The organism is Paenibacillus pasadenensis (assembly GCF_002864175.1).
GTDB lineage: Bacteria > Bacillota > Bacilli > Paenibacillales > Paenibacillaceae > Paenibacillus_O > Paenibacillus_O pasadenensis.
In genome coordinates, this window is record NZ_NFEZ01000001.1 from 704870 (window position 1) to 723949 (window position 19080).

Below are 19080 nucleotides of genomic sequence, written 5' to 3' on the forward strand. Positions count from 1 at the left end.
AAACCAAAACCGAACCCTCGCTCTCCCCGTCTAATAGCGAAGGTGAACGAGAAAGGACGGCGAGGGAATGTCGGAGCGCATGGAACAACGGGGCCAAGAAGCGGCAGAGCTCGTCCGCCGGGCGCAGAAGGGCGAGGATGAGGCGTTCCTCGAGCTGATGGCCGGGGCCAAGGAGCAGCTGCTGCGCATTGCGCTCGCCTATCTCCGGGACGAGGAGGCGGCGCTCGAATGCCTGCAGGAGACGACCTGCCGCGCTTACGCGGCGCTTGGGAGGCTGCGCCAGCCGGAGCATGTCCGCACCTGGCTCGTCCGCATCCTGCTGAGCGCCTGCGCCGATGAGCGCAGGCGGCGCAAGCGGCAGCAGCCGGTGCCGGTCGTGCCGGAGAGCGCGGCGGGCGGCGAGCATCCGGGCGCGCGGCTGGAGCTGGAGGAGGCGGTGGCCGGCCTCGAGCCCAAGCTGCGCCAGCTCGTGCTGCTGAAGTATGCGGAGGACATGACGGTGGCGGACATCGCGCGGACGCTGGAAAAGCCGGAGGGCACGATCAAGACATGGCTGAACCGGGCGCTGCGGCAGCTGCGCCGGGAGCGCGGCGCGAAGGAGGGGATGGAGCATGGATGATCGGCATGGAGAACGGTTGGATCCGAAGCTCGATCGGCATGGAGAAAGGCTGGAGCAGGGGCTTGCCGAGCTGGGCGGACGCCCGCCGTCGCCGGAGCTGCTGCTGCGCGCGGATGCCGCTATTGCCGCGGGCATGGCGCAAGGCCGGCTTCGCCGCCGCAGCCGTCGCCGCTGGCAGCGCCTCGGCTCTGCGGCGCTGACGCTTGCGCTCGTGCTGGCGGTCGGACTCGCGTCGATCCGCATCTCGCCGGCTTTCGCTTCGGCAGTGAGGCAGCTGCCCGGCATGGCGGCGATCGTGGACGCGATCCGCGAGGAGTACAGCCTGAACCGGACGGTGCAGGACGCGCTCGACGAAGGCTACCTGCAGCCGCTGCATTTGACCCAGGATCACGAGGGCGTAAAGGTGACGCTGGAGGGGCTGGTCGCCGACGACTATCGGATGATGTTCGTGTATACGGTGGCGGGACTCGGCGAGAACGAGCATGCGGATGTAGGAAAGGTGAGGGCGCTTGACCGGAACGGACAGAGCGTCATCCAGGGAGCGGGCTTCTCGTTCGACGGGAGGGAGGAGGCGGTCAAGCGCCAGACGATGGAGCTGATGCTGCAGCCAGGCAGTCCGCTCCCCGATTGGCTCGACCTGCAAGTCGAGGTGGCCGGAGCTCCGTACCGCTTCCAGTTTCCCGTCGACCGCGAGCTGTTCGCCGACAAGTCGCGCACGCTGCCTTTGGAGGAGACGATCTCGATTGAAAATCAGCAGCTGCGCTTCACGAGCATGCGCATCTCGCCGCTGAGCGTCGCCATCGAGGCGGAGTACGACCCGGCCAACACGATGAAGCTGTACGGCCCCGTCGACATGAAGCTGACGGACGATTCCGGCACGGAGTGGGGAGGAGTCGGCTATTCGGCGGGCAGCTTGGAGGAGCACAAGGTGCGCTTCGAGTTCCAGAGTCCTTATTTCCGCCAGCCCAAGTCGCTCTACTTGAGCGGCAAGACGTTCCGCGCCTTGCCGAAGGACAAAGGCCTCATCGTCCTCGACGCGGAGAAAGGCGAGCTGCTGGCAGCGCCGGACGACCGCCTGAAGCTGATCTCCAGCAGCGTGGATGCGAAAGGAATGAAGCTCGGCTTCGAGCTGCGCGTCGACGGGCCGGACTCTCCATCGCGCTCCTACTCGGTGCTCGGCAGCGATTTTACCGATGCGGACGGCAGAAGCTTCGGGCTGCATCTGCAAGGGGGCACGGAGACGAGCGACCCGGACGGAAGGCAAAAGCTCAGCTACACGTACGGCCCCGGCGACTACAAGCAGCCGCTGACATTCGAGATCTCCAATTATCCGAATTATATCGAAGGCGAGTACCGGATCCGGCTGCCTCTGGAAGAGCTCCCGCCGGAACAATAGATCATCTCCTCCGAAGCCGCTCTGCGAAAGCAGGCCGGCTTCTTTTTTTCGACATTTATCTACAAAGCGAGAGCCGCTAGCCGATGTAAATAAGGAGGCTTGAAACGCTCCGGTCCGGAGCATTCGACAGTCTTGCCGCCTGCGGCGATGTCGAAAGCCCGCGCCTCAGCGCGGCGAACGATGAGAATTGTGAAAATGAAGGAGAAAACGGCTTTCTGGAAAGGAAATCCGGTTTTTCTGTCGAACAGTCATAAGCGGAAAAAAGACAGGATGTGAGCGATACCCGTGATTGAAATGATGGACATCTGGAAGACCTACCCGAACGGCGCTCATGCGCTCAAGGGCATATCCGTGGTCATCGACCGCAATGAATTCGTGTACATCGTCGGGCCTTCCGGCGCCGGCAAGTCCACGTTCATGAAGCTGATCTATCGCGAGGAGTTCCCGACCAAAGGGCAGCTGTTCGTGAACGGCTTCAATATAGGCAAGCTCAAGCCGCGCAAGATCCCGTACGTGCGGCGCAATATCGGCGTCATCTTCCAGGATTACCGGCTGCTGCCCAAGCTGACCGCCTACGAGAACGTCGCGTTCGCGATGGAGGTCATCGAGGCGCCGCGCAAGCTGATGAAAAAGCGCACGATGGAGGTGCTCGAGCTCGTCGGGCTCGGCGGCAAGCATGCGCATCTGCCCGCCCAGCTGTCCGGCGGCGAGCAGCAGCGCGTCGCGATCGCGCGCGCGATCGTCAACAATCCGAGCGTCATCGTCGCCGACGAGCCGACCGGCAACCTCGATCCCGAGACGAGCTGGGGCATCATGAACCTGCTCGAGGAGATCAATTTCCGCGGCACGACTATCGTCATGGCCACCCATAACCGCGAGATCGTCAACACGCTGCGCAAGCGCGTCATCGCCATCGAGAACGGACTGATCGCGCGCGACCAGGCGAGAGGGGAATACGGCTATGAAGCTTAGGACGCTGGCGAGGCATCTGCGCGAGGGCGTCCGCGGCATCTTCCGCAACGGCTGGATGAGCTTCGCGTCGATCAGCAGCATCTTCATCTCCCTGTTCATCCTCGGCGTATTCGTGCTGCTGGCGCTCAACGTCAGCAAGCTCGCCGACCAGCTCGAGAGCCAGGTCGAGATTCGGGCGTTCCTGCAGCTGGACGCTACGGCGGAGAGCGCCGCCGCGCTGGAGACCAAGCTGCGCGCCATCCCGGAGGTCAAGAGCGTGGAGTACCGCACGCCGGAGCAGAACCTGCAGGAGATGAGCGAGATGCTCGGCGCCGACGGCAAGCAGCTGCTGGAGGACTACCAGGGCGAGGACAACCCGCTGCCGGCGAGCTTCACGATCGAGGTGTACGACCCGCAGACGATCGCGGCCGCCGCGTCGCAGGTGCAGGCGGTCAGCGCCGCGCAGGACCCGCCGGCGTTCCAGCAGATCAAGTACGGCCAAGGCACGGTCGAAACCTTGTTCAAGATCACGGGCGCCGTACGCAACATCGGCCTCATCATCGTCGCCGGACTGGCCGTGACGGCGATGTTCCTGATCGCCACGACGATCAAGACGACGATCATCGCCCGTCAGCGCGAGATCGGCATCATGAAGCTGGTCGGAGCGACCAACGCGTTCATCCGCTGGCCGTTTTTCGTCGAGGGGGCGCTGATCGGCTTCCTTTCCTCGGCGCTGACCGCCGCCGTCGTCGTGCTCGGCTACGGCGAGCTCATCCGCCAGTCCGAGTTCGACCTCGGCCTGATGAGCATCCGGCTCGTCTCGATGGAGGAGGCGGCCGGCATCATCGTTCCGGTAACGATCGGCATCGGCACGCTGCTCGGCGTGTGGGGAAGCGTGTTGTCCGTCCGCAGATACTTGAAAGTGTAGGAGGAAAGCAGCTTGAACAGAACGATCCGCAAGCTGGCCGGCTCCGTGCTCGCCGGCGCGCTTATCCTGACCGCCATGCCGCAAGCGGCCGGCGCGCTGTCGCAGTCCGAGAAGATCAACCGCGAGCTCAAGCAGGTCCGAGAGCAGATGCAGGCGGCCGCGCAAGGGCGCAAGCAGGCCGATGCGCAGTCCAAGACCGTGCTGACGCAAAAATTCTACACCGCCGAATCGCTCAAGGCGGTCATGACCGAGATCGACACCGTCGGCTCGCGCATGAGCGCCGTCCAGTCGCAGGTATCCAGCACGACGCAGGCGCTGGAGCAGACAGCCCGCGAGCTGGACGAGGCGGAGCAGCGGATCGCCCGGCAGGACGAGCGGCTGCAGTCGCGCATGCGCGTCACCTACATGAACGGCCGCGTCAGCTACCTCGACGTGCTGCTGAACGCGACGAGCTTTTCCGACTTCCTGGGCCGTCTCGACTCGCTGCACACGATCATGGTGCAGGACAAGGAGACGCTGTTGGACCGCAAGCAGGACAAGCAGCTCGTCGTCGCCAAAAAAGCCGAGGTCGAGCAGAAGCTGGCCGAGGTGAAGAGTCTGTACGCCAAGGTGGCCGAGTACCAGCAGGTGCTGGCCAGCAAGGAAGCGCAGAAGACGCAGCTGATCTCCTCCTACAACACCAAGCTCGACGAGCTCGGCGACATCAGCGAGGAGCAGGAGAAGCTGCTGCTGGAGCTGGCCGCCAAGGAATCCGCGCTCATCAAGAAGAAGAACTCGCTGAAGACGACCTACAGCGGGGGCCAGCTCGGCGCGCCGGTGAAGGCCTCGTACCGGCTCAGCTCGCCGTTCGGCTATCGCATCCACCCGATCAGCGGCACTCGCAAGCTCCATGCCGGCGTCGACATGGCCGCTCCGGCGGGCACGAACATCTACGCCGCGGAAGGCGGCATCGTGCTCGTCGCCCAGTGGTGGAGCGGCTACGGCAACTGCATCGTCATCGACCATGGCGGCGGGTTGTGGACGATCTACGGCCATATCCGCGACGGCGGCATCCTGGTGGAAAAGGGCCAGACCGTCAAGCGCGGCGAGCATATCGGCGAGGTCGGCTCGACCGGCAACTCGACCGGCAACCACCTGCACTTCGAGGTGCGCAAAAATGGCGAGCCGGTCAATCCGCTTCCTTACTTGAAAGGCAAAGCGAACTGAGGAATGCGGCGAAACGCGGGCATGGCGCCCGCGGCTCAAGCAACAGGAAGGAACCGTCCGGGCGATTCGCTTGGACGGTTTTTTGCTATACTGGATTTAGGAAGATGTGGGAAACGAATTCAGAAGGACGGTGATCGCATGGATGCGCGCCTGGACCTGGATATCGCGGTGGACGAGATTGAAAAGGCCGTCTCGCCGGATCTCCTCCTGCTCTTCGGCTCGGCCGCGGCCGGTCGGATGCGGGCGGACAGCGATATCGATCTCGCCTATTACGGCGGCAAGCCGCTCTCTGCTTACGAAAGGTTCCTGCTGGCGCAGAAGCTGGCCGGCCGGCTGGGCAGGGAGGTCGACCTGGTCGATCTGAAGGAAGCTTCGACGGTCATGCAGATGCAGATTTTAAGCGAAGGCCATACGCTCCGCTGCAAGGACGAAGACCTGGATCTCCGGCTCCGGACTCAGGTCTATAAAATGTATGCCAAGCTCAACGAGGAGCGTTCGCCCGTGCTGCGGTCGATCCGGGAAAGGGGGAGCATCTATGAAGCATGACGTCATCCTCAATAAAGCGGCAAACATCGAACGCTGTTTGAGACGGATCGGAGAAGTGTATCAAGGGAGACCCGAACACCTGAACGACTTTACGAAGCAGGACTCGATCGTGCTCAATCTTCAGCGCGCCTGCGAAGCGAGCATCGACTTGGCGATGGCGGTCGTGGCATCAGGCAAGCTCGGCGTGCCGCAGACGAGCCGGGACGCCTTTGAGCTGCTGGAGCAGAGCGGACGGCTTGACTCCGAATTGGCGGACAAGATGAAGGCAATGGTCGGCTTCCGGAATATCGCCGTACATGATTATCAGAAGCTTAACCCGGATATCCTCCGCTCCATCCTGGATCTGCATCTAGGGGACTTCACAGACTTCGCCCGCGCGATGCTCGCTTCGGACGGCTAGCCGGCAAGCCGCCTCGCGGCTCCTGCCATCGTTGCCAAATAATCCGCTCCTCTCTGTCGCATACTAAGCGGCGGAAGATCCGGCTCCCGTGCAGGAGCGCCGGACGAAGAGAGGAGAGGGAGCATGAACCGAAACGAAAACGCAGCGGCCGGGCCGCGCCGGCTGAAGGCGGTGCTGTCGGCGTCGCTGGCCGCGGCGCTGCTGCTGGGAGGAGCATGGCCGGCGGGAGAGGCGGGCGCGAAGCCGGCATCAGCGGAAGCGGCGCGCCCGGCGCAAGCCGGAGAGCGTCAGGACGCCTCCGCCGGCTTGACCAAGGAGGAGGCGCAGCGGCTGAGCGCCGTGATGGAGCTGATCCAGCGCCAATATTACGAGCCGGTCGACCGCGACAAGCTCATCAGCGGCGCGCTCAGCGGCATGGTGCAGGCGCTGGGCGACCCTTATTCGACCTACATGGACGCCGGGGCGGCGAAGCAGTTCTCCGAGACGGTCGAAGGCGCGTTCGGCGGCGTCGGCGCGGAGGTGACGTCCGAGAGCGGCAAGGTCGTCATCGTCTCGCCGATCAAGGGCTCCCCGGCCGAGAAGGCCGGCCTGCAGGCGAAGGACGTCATCCTGTCCGTGAACGGCGTCGGCCTGTCCGGACTGCCGATCTCCGAGGCGGTCGCCAAGCTGCGCGGGCCGAAGGGCAGCGCGGCCGAGCTGGTCATCCTGCGGGCGGGAAGGGCCAATCCGTTCGCGGTGAAGCTGATGCGCGCCGAGATCGACATCGAGACGGTCGAAGGCAAGCGGCTGGCGGACGGCATCGGCCTGATCGAGATCCGCCAGTTTTCGCTGAATACGGCCGACCGGTTCGCGGCTGAGCTGGCCAAGCTGGAGAAGCGCGAGCTCAAAGGGCTCGTCATCGACGTGCGCAACAATCCCGGCGGCATCCTGCCGGTCGTGGAGCGGATCGCGCAGCCGTTCGTGCCGAAGGGGAAGCCCATCCTGCAGATCGCGCAGCGCGGGGCGAAGCCGGAGCAGGTGCTGTCGGAGGGCGGCGGTAAGCCGTATCCGGTCGCGGTGCTGATGAACAAAGGCAGCGCCAGCGCCTCGGAAATCCTCGCCGGAGCGCTGCAGGAATCGGCGGGCGCGGTGCTCGTCGGCGAGACGTCTTTCGGCAAGGGGACCGTGCAGGTCAGCTACGACCGCCAGCTCGAGGGCGGGCTCGTCAAGATGACGATCGCCAAGTGGCTGACCCCGAGCGGCGGCTGGATCCACAAGCGCGGCATCAAGCCGGATGTGGCGGTCCGTCCGCCCGCGCTGTACGCCGCGACGCGGCTGTCCAAGACGGCCACGATCCCCGCCGATGCGATCAGCGACGACGCGAAAAGCCTGCAGGTCATGCTGAAAGGGCTCGGCTACGACCCCGGACGCTTGGACGGCTATTACAGCAGCGGCACCGCCGAGGCAGTGCGCGGCTTCCAGCGGGCCAGCGGCCTGCGGGCGAGCGGCCAGGCCGATCCGGCGACCCAGCGCAAGCTGGAGGAGGCGGTGCAGGCTTGGGTCAGCGGAGACGAGCATGACACGCAGCTCGAGGCGGCCGTGCAGGCGCTTCGCGAGGGCAAGGGGGCGCCGCGGCATTGAGCAGGGGCGCCTTCGACCAGAGGCCGGATTCTTCCTTCAGGGGAGGAATCCGGCCTCTGCGCGTCGAAACCATACGGTCTAGCCAGCCTGAAGGAAAATGAGGTGCTTGCTTGGAACTGACATTGGAGCTGCTGCGGCAGTACGGCTCGGCGGCGCTTGGGCTGCTGGCGCAGCCTTATTATTATTTGGCCTTGATCGTTATGGGATTCCTCTATCGACGGCTCGCCGTCACGGAGCGTTCGCACTTCCACGTGCGGCTGCATGCCTGGCCGCTGCTGCTGCTCCGGGCCGCTGGATGGGGCTTGCTGGCGGGCGCCGGCGTCAGCATCGCCGCCGCCTTCATCGGCGCGGCGCTGACGCCGGATGCCGTGCTTTGGCTCTGGGGCACGGCCGCTGCGCTCGCCCTGCTGCGCGTACGCTTCCTATGCTTCGCCTACAGCGCAGGCGTGCTGGGCGTGCTGCAGGCAGCCAGCGGCTTGCTGTCGCTGGAAGAAAGCGGCGGGACGGCCGGACGGCTCGGGACGTCGCTGGCGGCGCTCGACATGCCGGGCCTGCTGCTGCTCGTCGCTCTGCTGCATGTCGCGGAGGCGCTGCTCGTAAAGAGGGATGGGCAGCGACTCGCCTCGCCGCTTTATTTGGAGGGCAAGCGGGGCAAGCTGATCGGCGGCTACTCGCTGCAAGGCCTGTGGCCCGTGCCGCTGCTGCTGCTCGTGCCGGCCTCCGGCGGAGCGGAAGGTGCCGCTGCCGCGCTGCCCTGGACGCCGCTGCTCGGCGGAGAGGGCTGGAGCGCCGGCTGGACGGTGCTGGCGCTGCCGGCCGTCATCGGCTTCACGGACCTGGCGCTGTCCGAGCTGCCCAAGCAGGCGGCCCGCCTCGCCTCGCGCCGGCTGCTGATCTACAGCCTGATCCTCGGCGCGCTTGCGCTGGCGGCGTCGTACGCCCGGCCGCTCGTCCTGGTCGCTTCGCTGGCGGCGCTCGGCCTGCATGAAGCGCTGACGCGGCTGGCGGAGCGCCGGGAGCGGCAGCGGCCGCCGCGGTTCGTCCATGACGAGCGCGGCCTCTGCATCCTCGGCGTGCTGCCCGGCACGCCGGCGCAGGAGATGGGGCTCGAGGCCGGCGAGGTGCTGCGCAAGGTGAACGGACGAGGCGTGCGCACCAAAGAGGAGCTGCATGCCGCCCTGCACGAGAACTCCGCCTTCTGCCGGCTCGAGGTGCTCAACCTGGACGGACAGGTCAAGTTCGTGCAGCGGGCCCGCTTCGCCGGCGAGCATCATCAGCTGGGCGTGCTGCTCGCGCCGGACGAGGATGCGGCCTACAGCGCCGTCCCGGGCCGCGGCTCCGTGCTGGCGCTGCTGCTGCGGCGTGGACACAAGGTGCGGCGCAGAGCGTCCGGCGAGCCGCCGTCCATGGAGGCTTAGGCGCGGACAAGGTCGGAGACGCGGACATGAACGCAGCTGCAGGCGCAGGGACCGGTCAGCCACGGACGCGGCCGGATGCGCAGCCGAAGTCGCGCGGTTAGGCGATGGCAGGCGCAGGTGAAGGTGTAGGCGCAGGTGCAGGTGCAGGCGCCGGCATAGGCATAGGTGCAGGTGAAGGTGCAGGCGCCGGCATAGGCATAGGTGCAGGTGCAGGTGCATGTGAAGGTGCAGGCGCAAGTGCAGGCGTAGGTGCAGGCGCCGGCGTAGGTGAAGGTGCAAGTGCAGGCGCCGGCATAGGCATAGGTGCAGGTGCAGGCGCCTGCGCAGGCGGATCGGCCCGGAACGGGCCTTTTTGCCTTGGCCAACACGATCAGGAAAGAAGGAAAAGGCATGAGCGAAGCCACAGGCCTGAAAAAGCGGCTGGCGGAAGCGGGCAAGGGCAAGGGCGCGGGCGGCATGGTGGCCTTCCTGCTCAAGTGGCTGGCGCTCGGCTCGCTCGTCGGGGCATTGGCGGGCACGGCGTCGGCGTTGTTCCTGTGGAGCCTGGAGCTGGCGACGGAGACGCGGCTGGAGCATTCCTGGCTGCTGTTCCTGCTGCCGGCGGCGGGCTTTTTCGTCAGCTGGATCTATCGGCAGTACGGAGGAACGGCGATCCGAGGCAGCAATCTGATTTTGGAAAGCATCCACGAGGGCCGCGAGCGCATCCCGCTGCGCATGGCCCCGCTCGTGCTGGGCGGCACCGTGCTGACCCATCTGACGGGCGGCTCGGCAGGCCGGGAAGGGACGGCCGTGCAGATGGGCGGCTCGCTCGCCTGGCTCGCCGGCACGCTCGTCCGGTCCGGCGCCGCCGACCGGCGCATCCTGCTGCTCTGCGGCATGGCCGGCGGCTTCGGCTCCGTGTTCGGCACGCCGCTGGCGGGCGCGGTGTTCGGCGTCGAAGTGCTGGCGATCGGCATGCTGCGGCACGGGGCGCTTTACCCTTGCCTCGTGGCCGCGCTCGTCGGCGATGCCGTGACGCGCGCCTGGGGCATCGGCCATGCCGCCTATCGGATTGGCGAAGTGCCGGCCGAAAGCTTCGGCACGCTGGCGGCCGTCGCCATCGCGGCCGTCGCGTTCGGCCTGGCGGCGAGGCTGTTCATCGCCGCCGTGCACGGCGTGCGGCGCTTGGCGACGCGGCTGGTCGCGCCGGCGCCGGGGCGCGCCGCAGCTTGCGGCGCCGTCATCGTGCTGCTGGCGCTGCTGGTCGGCGGAGGGGATTACCTTGGCCTGAGCCTGCCGCTGCTGCAGGACTCGTTCGCTCCTGCGGGGACGGTCGAGCCGTTCGCCTGGTTATGGAAGCTCGTCTTTACGGCGCTCACGCTCGGCGCGGGCTTCCAGGGCGGCGAAGTGACGCCGTTGTTCGTCATCGGCTCGACGCTCGGCCATGCGCTCGCTCCGCTGCTGCAGCTGCCGGCTCCGCTGCTCGCGGGGCTCGGCCTGGTCGGCGTGTTCAGCGCGGCGGCGAACACGCCGCTCGCGTGCTTCGTGCTCGGCCTGGAGCTGTTCGGCGCCGACGCGGCGGCCTATCTGCTCGTCGCCAGCGTCATCGCCTATCTCTGCTCGGGCTCCGCGAGCATCTACTCTTCCCAGCGGCGGACGATCCGCAAGGACGGCCGGGAGCCGGTCGGCTGAGCGAAGCCGCCTTCTGCCCGGCGGCTGTTGCAGGCTCTGCCCGGCGGTGTAAGTCGATGTCCGCCGGTGTCCGCCGAAAGGACTCTGCCGATCTCGGACTCCTCAACCCGGCGGCTCCGTTGGTCTCCAGCATGCGCCCCGACACCGGAGCTACGCGGAAAAACCGAGCAACTCGGTTCGACCGGATGCCTCGTCGGCGGAGATACGCGGAAAAACCGAGCAACTCGGTTCGACCGGATGCTCCGACGGCGGAGATGCGCGGAAAAACCGAGCAACTCGGCTCGAACGGATGCTCCGACGGCGGAGATGCGCGGAAAAACCGAGCAACTCGGCTCGAATGGATGCTCCGACGGCGGAGATGCGCGGAAAAACCGAGTAACTCGGCTTTAGTTGTTGCATTGGGGAGCGTGGATCAAGACTGCGACCCGAAAAAGTCGGGTTGCATAGTCCCGGCAGCACGCTCGGCAAGCTGCAACCCGAAAAAGTCGGGTTGCAGAGGACCGCGAGCGTGCCCGGCAAGCTGCAACCCGAATAAGTCGGGTTGCAGAAGCCCGACAGCCCGCCCGGCAAGCTGCAACCCGAAAAAGTCGGGTTGCAGAAGCTCGGCAGCGCGCTCGGCAAGCTGCAACCCGAAAAAGTCGGGTTGCAGAAGCCCAGCAGCGCGCTCGGCAAGCTGCAACCCGAAAAAGTCCGGTTGCAGAGTCCCGACAGCCCGCTCGGCAAGCTGCAACCCGAAAAAATCGGGTTGCAGAAGCCCGACTGCCGCTCGACCCGAGCGAAGCACAAAAAAAGCTCTTGCCCTCCGGTCCTTCGGACCGGGGCAAGAGCTTTTCACTTTACTTCGAGTTGCTTGCGGCATTCTCTGCCGGAGCATTCTCCGCCGGAGCGTTTTCGCTCGATCCGTTCTTCTCCGCGCTGCCGTTCGTGTTCTGCGAAGGGTCGAGCGTGTTCGTGATCGTCGCCTTGGCGCGCAGATCGGTGATGAGCGTCTGGGACAGCGTGCTCAGCTGCTGGTTCTCCAGCGTCTTCCGGATCTCTTCTTTTTTGTCCTCGAGCGTCGGGGTCGTCGCTTCCTTGCGGTCCACCAGCTTGATGATGTGGTAGCCGTAATCGGACTTGATCGGAGCGCTGATCTCGCCGATCTTCATGCCGAAGGCCGCTTCCTCGAACTCCGGCACCATCGAGCCCTTGCCGAAGAAGCCGAGGTCGCCGCCGTTGGCCGCGCTGCCCGTATCGGTGGACTTCTCCTTGGCGATCGCCGCGAAGTCGCCGCCGTTCTTAAGCTGCTTCTCGATCGCATCCGCTTCTTCCTTGGTCGCGACGAGGATGTGGGACGCCTGCACCTGCTCCGGCGTAGCGAAGCTTTCCTTGTTCTCTTCATAGTTCTTCTTGATATCCTCGTCCGACACCTTCACCTGGTCGGCGAGCAGCTTGCGCATCTGCACCTGCATGAGCATCTGCTTCTTCAGGTCGTCCAGCGACATGCCGGACTGCGCCAGCGCGTTCTCGAATTCCGCCTCGGAGGTGAAGTTCTTCTTGATGTCCTCCAGCTCGGCGTTTTCTTCTTCTTCGGTAACCGCGACGCTTTTATTGTCGGCTTCCTGGTCGACGAGCTTCATCGTGACGAGCTGGTCGAGCGCGGACTTGCCGTAGGTCGGAGCGAGCATGTCGTACAGCTCGTCCTTCGTGATCTTCTCGCCGTTGACCGTCGCGACGGCCTCGCCGCCTCTATTCGAAAAGAGGCTGACAAGCGCGATGATCAGGCCGACCGCCAGCACGAGGGAAGCGATCATCCATCCGGTCGCCGCGCCAGAGCGCTTCGGGCCGCCGCCGTCTCCGTCGCCTTGGACGCCGTCGTTGTCGAGCGGCAGATCGGCTGCTCCCGCGACCGGCGTCACCGGCACCGAGCCGAACGCGCGCTCCGGATCGGCGGTGTGCACCTCCGCATCGTACTCGGCCTCGCGGAGGGCGTCCTCGGAGCGGCGCTCCGAGACTTCCTCTTCGGCTTGAATCGTCTCTTCGGCGCGCTCGCTGCCGGAATCGCCGGCGAAGTCCGCGCCTTCGCGCGTCGCCGTATCTTCCGGCGTCAGATGGTCGTTGCCGTTCGCGTCAAGCGGATCTTTCTTATGGTCTGCCATTCGAAAATTGACTCCCTTCTGTGTGTGGACGGGACTTGTCCCGGTTGTTCGCTCCTCGCATCATATCAAATCCGGGGAGCGCTTACCTTAACGGAACATGAAAAGCAGCTGCGCTTCTTACATCTTCTCCCGGAGAAAGCCGACCGTGGCTTCCAGCGCCGCATCGAGCTCCGGCGTCGCGCCGGCGAACGGATGCGACGCCCCGAACGTATGGCTCGCGCCTTCGAGCAGCAGCGAAGGCTGCTGCGGCGCGGCTTCCTTCAGCCGGCCGAACCCCTCGATCAGCCGCGAGCTGTCCGCGTCGCCCTGGATGAGGAGGACGGGGGCGCGCAGCGAGGCGAGGCGGGCGGGGATGTCGAAGCGATCCGCGTTCCGGTCGAGATCCTCGAAAAACCCCTTGCCGATCGGCATCTGCTGGCCGGTGCGGGCGTTCGGCACGAACGCCTGGCCGTCCCTGCGCGCCGCCGCCTCGAACTCCGCGTCGAACAGGTTCGCCCGGGCGATGCCGTTCCAGGTAACGGCCGCGCGCACGATCGGATGCTCGGAAGCGAAGATGATCGCGTTGCCGCCGCCGCGGCTGTGGCCGCAGATGCCGATCCGCTTGGCGTCGGCCTGCTCCGGATGCGGCAGCTCCCGACCGACGAGCGCGGCGACGATCCGCTCCAGATCGCTCTGCTCGCGGCTGTACGTATTGAGGGCGAATTTGTTCAGCTCGTCGAATTCCTCGCCGCCGCTTACGCCGTTGCGGGAGAAGTTGAAGGTGACGGCATAAAAGCCGGCCTCCGCGATCCGCTCGGCGGCATAGGGCAGGAAGCCCCAGTCCTTGAAGCCCTTGAAGCCGTGGGCGATCAGCACGACGGGCTTGCGCCCGCCGCTCGGAACGAAGCGGACTTCGCCGCGGATTGTGCCGCCGTCGCTCAGCCTGAGCTCGAAAGGGGCTTGGCGAGGCGCTTTGGTTTCCATGCGGGTCATGCTCCTTTCACTTCATAGCTTTTCCAAATCTAAGCATAAACTTCCGTGCCCGTCAGTTCAATCTCAAGTTGCCAAGTTCAGGGCGGTTGAAACCATTCTTCGCGTTTCGCCGTCTGTGTGGTATAACGGAAGCTGAACTTATCCGCTTGCAGCATATAGAAAAGGACGCCGAGCGTCCCTTCAAGGAGATGGAACCATCATGAACAGCAAACGCAATCGAATGCCTGCCGCGTCCGCCCTGCTGCTGGCGGCGGCGTTGACCTTGTCTGCCTGCTCCGGCGCCGCCGCGCCGGAACCCGATGCTTCGCCGGGCGCTTCGGCGACCGCGTCGCCGCCGGCGTCCGCGGGAGGAGGCGGGAGCTCCGCTTCCCCATCGCCGAGCTTGACGCCTTCGCCGTCGTCCTCGCCGACTGCAAAGCCATCGTCCTCGCCGTCCGCCAAGCCGAGCTCGAAGCCGTCCGCCAGTCCGGCGGGGGCGAAGGGCGGCTCCACGGGAGGCTTCTACGAAGCCATCGAGGTGACGGCAAACGCCTCTGCCGCCGCGGCGCTCGTCAACAAGCAGTTCCGGCTGCCGGAAGGGTACGCGCCGAAGGAGCTCGTCTATCCCGACATCCCGTTCACGTTCTCGGAGAAGATCGACAAGCGCAAGCTCCGCAAGGAAGCGGCGGAGGCGCTCGAGCAGCTCGTCGCCGGCGCGGCGAAGGACGGCATCAAGCTCGCCGGCGTGTCGGGCTACCGCTCCGAATCCCGGCAAAAAACGCTGTACGAGGGCTATGTGAAAAAGGACGGCGTCGCGGCGGCCGACAAGTACAGCGCGCGTCCGGGACATAGCGAGCATCAGACGGGACTGGCGATCGACATGTCCGGCATCGACGGAAAATGCGCGGCCGAAAGCTGCTTTGCCGGCACGCCGGAGGCCGAGTGGCTGGCCGAGCACGCGACCGACTACGGCTTCATCATTCGTTATCCGGAAGGCAAGGAAGACATTACGGGCTACAAGTACGAGCCTTGGCATATCCGCTACGTCGGCGTCGAGCTCGCCGCGAAGCTCGCCGAGAGCGGCGACACGCTGGAGGAGCATTACGGCGGAGCGGTTCCGGTCTCGGGCGGCAACTGACCGCAAATGAACATGGAGCCGCCCCCGGTCGATCCCATCGACCGGGGGCGGCTTTTTGGGATGCGGCCGACGCGTCCTGCATGCCAAGGCGCGCCCGCCTGCGTGCCATCGCATACCCGCCTGCGTGCCAAGGCGTGCCCGCCTGCATGCCAAGGCGCGCCCCGCCTGCGTGCCAAGGCGCGCCCGACTACGGGACGTTCGGCAGGGCTCCGCTTCTACACCTGTCCCGTCCTACATACGATACGAAAGGAGAGCAAGCGGGGGAGGTGGAGCGGATGGTCATCGATTGCGCCATCATCGGCGGCGGCCCGGCGGGCTTGGCGGCGGCGCTCGTGCTGGGCAGGGCCCGCCGCTCGGCGCTCGTCGTCGATGACGCCCGTCCGCGCAATGCGGTCACGGCAGCGGGGCACGGCTATCCGACGAGGGACGGCGTTCCGCCCGGAGAGCTGCGGCGGCTGGCCCGGGAGGAGCTGGCGGCCTATCCGGGCATCCGGCTGCGCTCGGGCAAGGTCGCGGCGATCGAGGGCCGGGCGGGCAGGTTCCGGGTGCATCTGGAAGGGGGCGGCGGCTTCGAGGCGCGGACCGTGCTGCTGGCGGCCGGGCTCAAGGAGCAGCTGCCCGACATTCCGGGCCTGCGCGAGCTTTACGGGACATCGCTCTTCAACTGCCCGTACTGCGACGGATGGGAGCTGCGGGATGCGTCGCTGGTGGCGATTTCGACGGGCGGGAATCTTTTTCAACAGGCGAAGCAATTGCTCGTCTGGTCGCGCGATCTGCTCGTCTGCACGCACGGCCGCGGACAGCTCAGTCCGCAGCAGCAGCAGGCGCTGGAGGCGCGCGGGGCGCGCGTCGCCCGCGCGCCGATCGCCGCTCTCGAAGGGAGCGGCGGCAAGCTGCATGCCGTGCGCTTCGCGGACGGCAGCCGGATCGCGCGCAGCGGCGGCTTCGTCACGCCGGACGCGATGCTCGGCACGCCGCTCGGCGCGATGCTCGGCTGCGCGCATGACGCGCATGGCGTGCTGCTCGTCGACGGCTTCGGCCGCACGAGCGTGCCGGGCGTCTACGCCGCGGGCGATACCGCCGGCATGTCGCCGTCGCAGGTCGTCGGCGCCGCCGCGAGCGGCAACCGCGCGGCTTTCTCCATCGGCGGCGACTTGGCCGAAGCGGACTTCGGCCCGGCGTGACGGACGCCGCTCGCCGCGCGGGCACTAGGAAGCGCCCGAGCTGCGGGATGGCTCCTCCGTAGTGGCAATTTTTTGCACTAGGAAGCGCTGCAGCAGCGGATGGCTCTCCTTATTGGCCATTTAGGAAACGCCGCAGCCCGTGGCGGCTCTCCGTCGTGCCGATCTTGGCACTAGGAAGCGCCGCCGCCCGGCACTGGGGCGGCTCAATAAAAAGGCTGTCTCGCCGAGAACGCTCGGGAGACAGCCTCTTTTCCTTTTTCTACCCGTTCAGCACCTGTCCGCCGTTGATGTGGATCATCTGGCCCGACACGTACGACGAGTCGCTGCTGGCCAGGTACACATAGGCCGGGGCGAGCTCATGCGGCTGGCCGGCGCGCTTCATCGGCGTGTCGCCGCCGAACTCGGACACATGCTGCTCGTCGAACGTCGACGGGATGAGCGGCGTCCAGATCGGTCCCGGCGCGACGCCGTTGACGCGGATGCCGCGCTCCACGAGATGGTTGGACAGCGCGCGCGTGAAGCTGACGATCGCGCCCTTGGTGGACGAGTAGTCGATCAGCTGCGGGTTGCCCTCGTAGGCGGTGACGGAGGCGGTGTTGACGATGGAGCTGCCCGGCTTCAGATGGGGGAGCGCCGCCTTGGTCAGATGGAACATCGAGAAGATGTTCGTGCGGAACGTCTTTTCCAGCTGCTCGGCCGTAATGTCCTCGAACTTCGGCTGCGGATGCTGCTCCGCCGCGTTGTTCACGAGCACGTCCAGGCCGCCGAGCGCCTCGACGGTCCTGCTCACCGCTTCCTTGGCGAACGCCTCGTCGCCGATATCGCCCGCCAGCAGCAGGCAGGAGCGGCCGGCCGCCTCGATTTCCTTTTTCGTCTGCTCCGCGTCCGCATCCTCGCTCAGGTAGACGATCGCGACGTCGGCGCCTTCCTTGGCGAAGGCGATCGCCGCCGCGCGCCCGATGCCGCTGTCGCCGCCGGTGATGAGCGCCTTTTTGCCTTCGAGCTTGCCGGACCCGCGATAATCGGGCGCCGCGTAGACGGGGAGCGGATTCATCTCCGACTCGATGCCGGGCTGCTTGTCCTGATGCTGCGGGGGGAACGTCTTCACGGTTTCGGTTGGGCTGGACATGGGATACCTCCTTGGGGGTATAGTGGGATAGGATAAATGTACCCCGATGCCGCCCGGATCAACCGAAAGATCGAGCTCCGGGCCGGCGGAAAGGCAAGGAGGAAACCGCATGAATACGCAAGCGATCGAAATGATCGAGCCGGAGGCGGCAGCAGGCTTCGCGGCCGAGATCGTGACGCCGGACACGGCCGCCGAGGCGTCGGAGCTGCTCGTCGGCATCGCGCGCTGGCTGCGCGGCAACGGATCCAGGCAATGGTCCGGACTGCTGGATGGAGAGGACAGCCACGGCCTGGACGAGGCCGTCCGCCGCGGAGAAGCCATCCTTTTCCGCGACGGGATGGACGGTCCCGGACGGGAGAAGGGCCGGCCCGCCGGCCTCGTGCTGCTGCTGCGGCAGCCGGGCGCTTGGGACCGCGAGCTGTGGGGCGAGCAGGGGCATGAGCCTTATGTCTACCTGCACCGGCTGGCGGTCGCGAGAGCTTATGCCGGCAGCGGGCTTGGACGGGCGATCCTGCGCTGGGCGCGGGAACAGGCGGTCCATCCCGGCAAAAAGGCGATCCGCCTCGACTGCATCGCCGGCAATCCGAAGCTGGAGGCGCTGTACGCGTCCGCCGGCTACTCGCGGCTCGGGACGAGCCCGAACGGCTTCTGCCTGTTCGAGCAGGCGCTGCCCGAGGCGCAGGAGCGGCGGCCGAGCCGGTAATCCGCTCCGCTTGAAGGCCATCGCAGCGTCAAGGAGCAGCATGATGAAAAGCGCAGCCGCTGTCGGCCGGCTCGAAAAAGCAGAAAAGCCTCCTTTTCCCCCTGATCAAGAGGAAAAAGAAGGCCGGGCGCGTCGTCAGCCCTGCCCCGGAGCATGCGAAGCGCGCAGCGTCAGCACCGCCTCGATCTCGCCGCCGGGAGGCACCTGCACGAGCTCCTCGCGGCGATCGAGCTCGCCGGACAGCGCCATCCACGGCTCGACGCAGACGAACGGCTTGCCCGGCACGCTCCACAACACGACGTACTTGAACGCCTCGCTGTAGGCGAGCGTCACGGTGATGCCGCTGTCGAGCGGGAAGGAGATCTCCGGCCGCCTAGCGTCGAGCAGCGCGGCCGATTCCTGCATCAGACCGAGGTCGAGGCGGCCTTCGTACGGCTTGACCTGGCCGTCGTTGTAGTCGAGGTAGCGGGTCGCGTCGGTCGCGAACGGGATGTCCTTGGCCGAGGTGGCGAAGTACGGGTGGAAGCCCGGATACATCGGCATGGCGCGGTCCGAAAGGTTCCGGTACTGCTGGCGGATCGTCAGCTCGCCGTCCTTGAGCGCATAGGCGAACCGCAGCTCGAAGTCGAACGGGAACGCCGCGCGCGTCCGCTCGCTGCTGCGCAGCACCAGCGTCGCGGAGGCGGCGCCGTCCTCGGACGTCTCCGCGACCTGCCACGCCTCGGTCCGCGCGACGCCATGCTGCTTCATCGCATAGGGCTTCCCTTCCCACTCGTATTCGCCGCCGGCGACCGGGCCGCTGATCGGGAACAGCACCGGGTTGCCTCCCCGGATGTTGGCGGACGGATCGAGGAAGGTGGCTTCGTCCAAATAGAACAGCTCGTAGCCGTTCAGCCGGCATTCCAGGGCGATGCCCCCGCGCTCGGGACAGAGCAGCACCCGCGAGCGGGTGGAAGCCTCCGACAGCTCGACCATTTCATAGGCTTCTTTATACATTCTCGCTTGATGACGGGATGACACTCGAGTTCAGCTCCTTGTTTCGATGACTTGAAAAGTTTCCAGATTGCGGTATGCTAGCGGTA

19 protein-coding genes are annotated in these 19080 nt (G+C 66.1%); 13 read left to right on the forward strand and 6 right to left on the reverse strand.

Annotation, left to right across the window (positions count from 1 at the left end):
* Positions 1-67 precede the first annotated feature (67 nt).
* From B8V81_RS03050 to B8V81_RS03090, 9 genes are all read left to right on the forward strand, one after another.
* Positions 68-619, forward strand: coding sequence for a sigma-70 family RNA polymerase sigma factor (locus B8V81_RS03050; RefSeq protein WP_228551720.1), 552 nt, complete (start codon positions 68-70; stop codon positions 617-619).
* A complete protein-coding gene (locus B8V81_RS03055; RefSeq protein WP_084137295.1) occupies positions 612-2015 on the forward strand; it encodes a DUF4179 domain-containing protein in 1404 nt (467 codons plus the stop codon). Before B8V81_RS03050 ends, B8V81_RS03055 begins: the two co-directional genes overlap by 8 nt.
* Before the next feature lie 285 nt (positions 2016-2300).
* Complete coding sequence (gene ftsE, locus B8V81_RS03060) at positions 2301-2987, forward strand: cell division ATP-binding protein FtsE (protein ID WP_028599043.1); 687 nt, start codon at positions 2301-2303, stop codon at positions 2985-2987.
* The gene (ftsX, locus tag B8V81_RS03065) at positions 2977-3894 is read left to right on the forward strand and encodes a permease-like cell division protein FtsX (protein ID WP_028599044.1); all 918 of its coding nucleotides are present in this window, start codon (positions 2977-2979) and stop codon (positions 3892-3894) included. Before ftsE ends, ftsX begins: the two co-directional genes overlap by 11 nt.
* Before the next feature lie 12 nt (positions 3895-3906).
* Positions 3907-5100, forward strand: a complete 1194-nt coding sequence (locus B8V81_RS03070) for a murein hydrolase activator EnvC family protein (RefSeq protein WP_052333257.1) — start codon at positions 3907-3909, stop codon at positions 5098-5100.
* 138 nt (positions 5101-5238) lie between these two features.
* Positions 5239-5646, forward strand: coding sequence for a type VII toxin-antitoxin system MntA family adenylyltransferase antitoxin (mntA, locus tag B8V81_RS03075; protein WP_028599046.1), 408 nt, complete (start codon positions 5239-5241; stop codon positions 5644-5646).
* Complete coding sequence (gene hepT, locus B8V81_RS03080; protein ID WP_028599047.1) at positions 5636-6046, forward strand: type VII toxin-antitoxin system HepT family RNase toxin; 411 nt, start codon at positions 5636-5638, stop codon at positions 6044-6046. The genes mntA and hepT overlap by 11 nt, the downstream gene beginning before the upstream one ends.
* A gap of 123 nt (positions 6047-6169) precedes the next feature.
* Positions 6170-7666 (forward strand): S41 family peptidase, encoded by a 1497-nt coding sequence (locus tag B8V81_RS03085; RefSeq protein WP_052333258.1) that lies wholly within the window; start codon positions 6170-6172, stop codon positions 7664-7666.
* Between the two features lie 110 nt (positions 7667-7776).
* Positions 7777-9084, forward strand: a complete 1308-nt coding sequence (locus tag B8V81_RS03090; protein ID WP_101807662.1) for a PDZ domain-containing protein — start codon at positions 7777-7779, stop codon at positions 9082-9084.
* On the opposite strand, the gene B8V81_RS25095 is transcribed toward B8V81_RS03090, so the two are convergent.
* The gene (locus B8V81_RS25095) at positions 9081-9476 is read right to left on the reverse strand and encodes a hypothetical protein (protein WP_180968363.1); all 396 of its coding nucleotides are present in this window, start codon (positions 9474-9476) and stop codon (positions 9081-9083) included. The genes B8V81_RS03090 and B8V81_RS25095 overlap by 4 nt on opposite strands.
* Between B8V81_RS25095 and B8V81_RS03100 the strand changes: the two genes are divergently transcribed.
* On the forward strand, positions 9475-10755 hold the full coding sequence (locus B8V81_RS03100) for a chloride channel protein (RefSeq protein WP_101807663.1): 1281 nt from the start codon (positions 9475-9477) through the stop codon (positions 10753-10755). The two genes, B8V81_RS25095 and B8V81_RS03100, sit on opposite strands and share 2 nt — an antisense overlap.
* 412 nt (positions 10756-11167) lie before the next feature.
* Here the strand turns inward: B8V81_RS03100 and B8V81_RS03105 are convergent, their stop codons facing one another.
* The 3 genes from B8V81_RS03105 to B8V81_RS03115 form a co-directional block, all read right to left on the reverse strand.
* Complete coding sequence (locus B8V81_RS03105) at positions 11168-11539, reverse strand: hypothetical protein (protein ID WP_028599050.1); 372 nt, start codon at positions 11537-11539, stop codon at positions 11168-11170.
* Positions 11540-11591: 52 nt separating this feature from the next.
* Entirely contained in the window at positions 11592-12893 is a 1302-nt protein-coding gene (locus B8V81_RS03110; RefSeq protein ID WP_084137301.1) for a foldase protein PrsA, read from the reverse strand.
* Between the two features lie 117 nt (positions 12894-13010).
* Entirely contained in the window at positions 13011-13856 is an 846-nt protein-coding gene (locus B8V81_RS03115) for an alpha/beta hydrolase family protein (protein ID WP_028599051.1), read from the reverse strand.
* 208 nt (positions 13857-14064) lie between these two features.
* Here B8V81_RS03115 and B8V81_RS03120 point away from each other — a divergent pair, with 208 nt between their 5' ends.
* Together B8V81_RS03120 and B8V81_RS03125 are read left to right on the forward strand one after the other, a co-directional pair.
* Positions 14065-14982: a M15 family metallopeptidase gene (locus B8V81_RS03120; RefSeq protein ID WP_028599052.1), complete on the forward strand. Its 918-nt coding sequence runs from the start codon at positions 14065-14067 to the stop codon at positions 14980-14982.
* 275 nt (positions 14983-15257) lie between these two features.
* On the forward strand, positions 15258-16166 hold the full coding sequence (locus tag B8V81_RS03125; RefSeq protein ID WP_101807664.1) for an NAD(P)/FAD-dependent oxidoreductase: 909 nt from the start codon (positions 15258-15260) through the stop codon (positions 16164-16166).
* A 259-nt stretch (positions 16167-16425) separates the two neighbouring features.
* Here B8V81_RS03125 and B8V81_RS03130 read toward each other — a convergent pair whose 3' ends face one another.
* Entirely contained in the window at positions 16426-17295 is an 870-nt protein-coding gene (locus B8V81_RS03130) for an SDR family oxidoreductase (RefSeq protein WP_028599054.1), read from the reverse strand.
* A 109-nt stretch (positions 17296-17404) separates the two neighbouring features.
* On the opposite strand from B8V81_RS03130, the gene B8V81_RS03135 reads away from it, so the two are divergent.
* Positions 17405-17998: a GNAT family N-acetyltransferase gene (locus tag B8V81_RS03135; RefSeq protein ID WP_028599055.1), complete on the forward strand. Its 594-nt coding sequence runs from the start codon at positions 17405-17407 to the stop codon at positions 17996-17998.
* Positions 17999-18133: 135 nt separating this feature from the next.
* On the opposite strand, the gene B8V81_RS03140 is transcribed toward B8V81_RS03135, so the two are convergent.
* The gene (locus B8V81_RS03140) at positions 18134-19018 is read right to left on the reverse strand and encodes an aldose epimerase family protein (protein WP_028599056.1); all 885 of its coding nucleotides are present in this window, start codon (positions 19016-19018) and stop codon (positions 18134-18136) included.
* Positions 19019-19080: the final 62 nt, after the last annotated feature.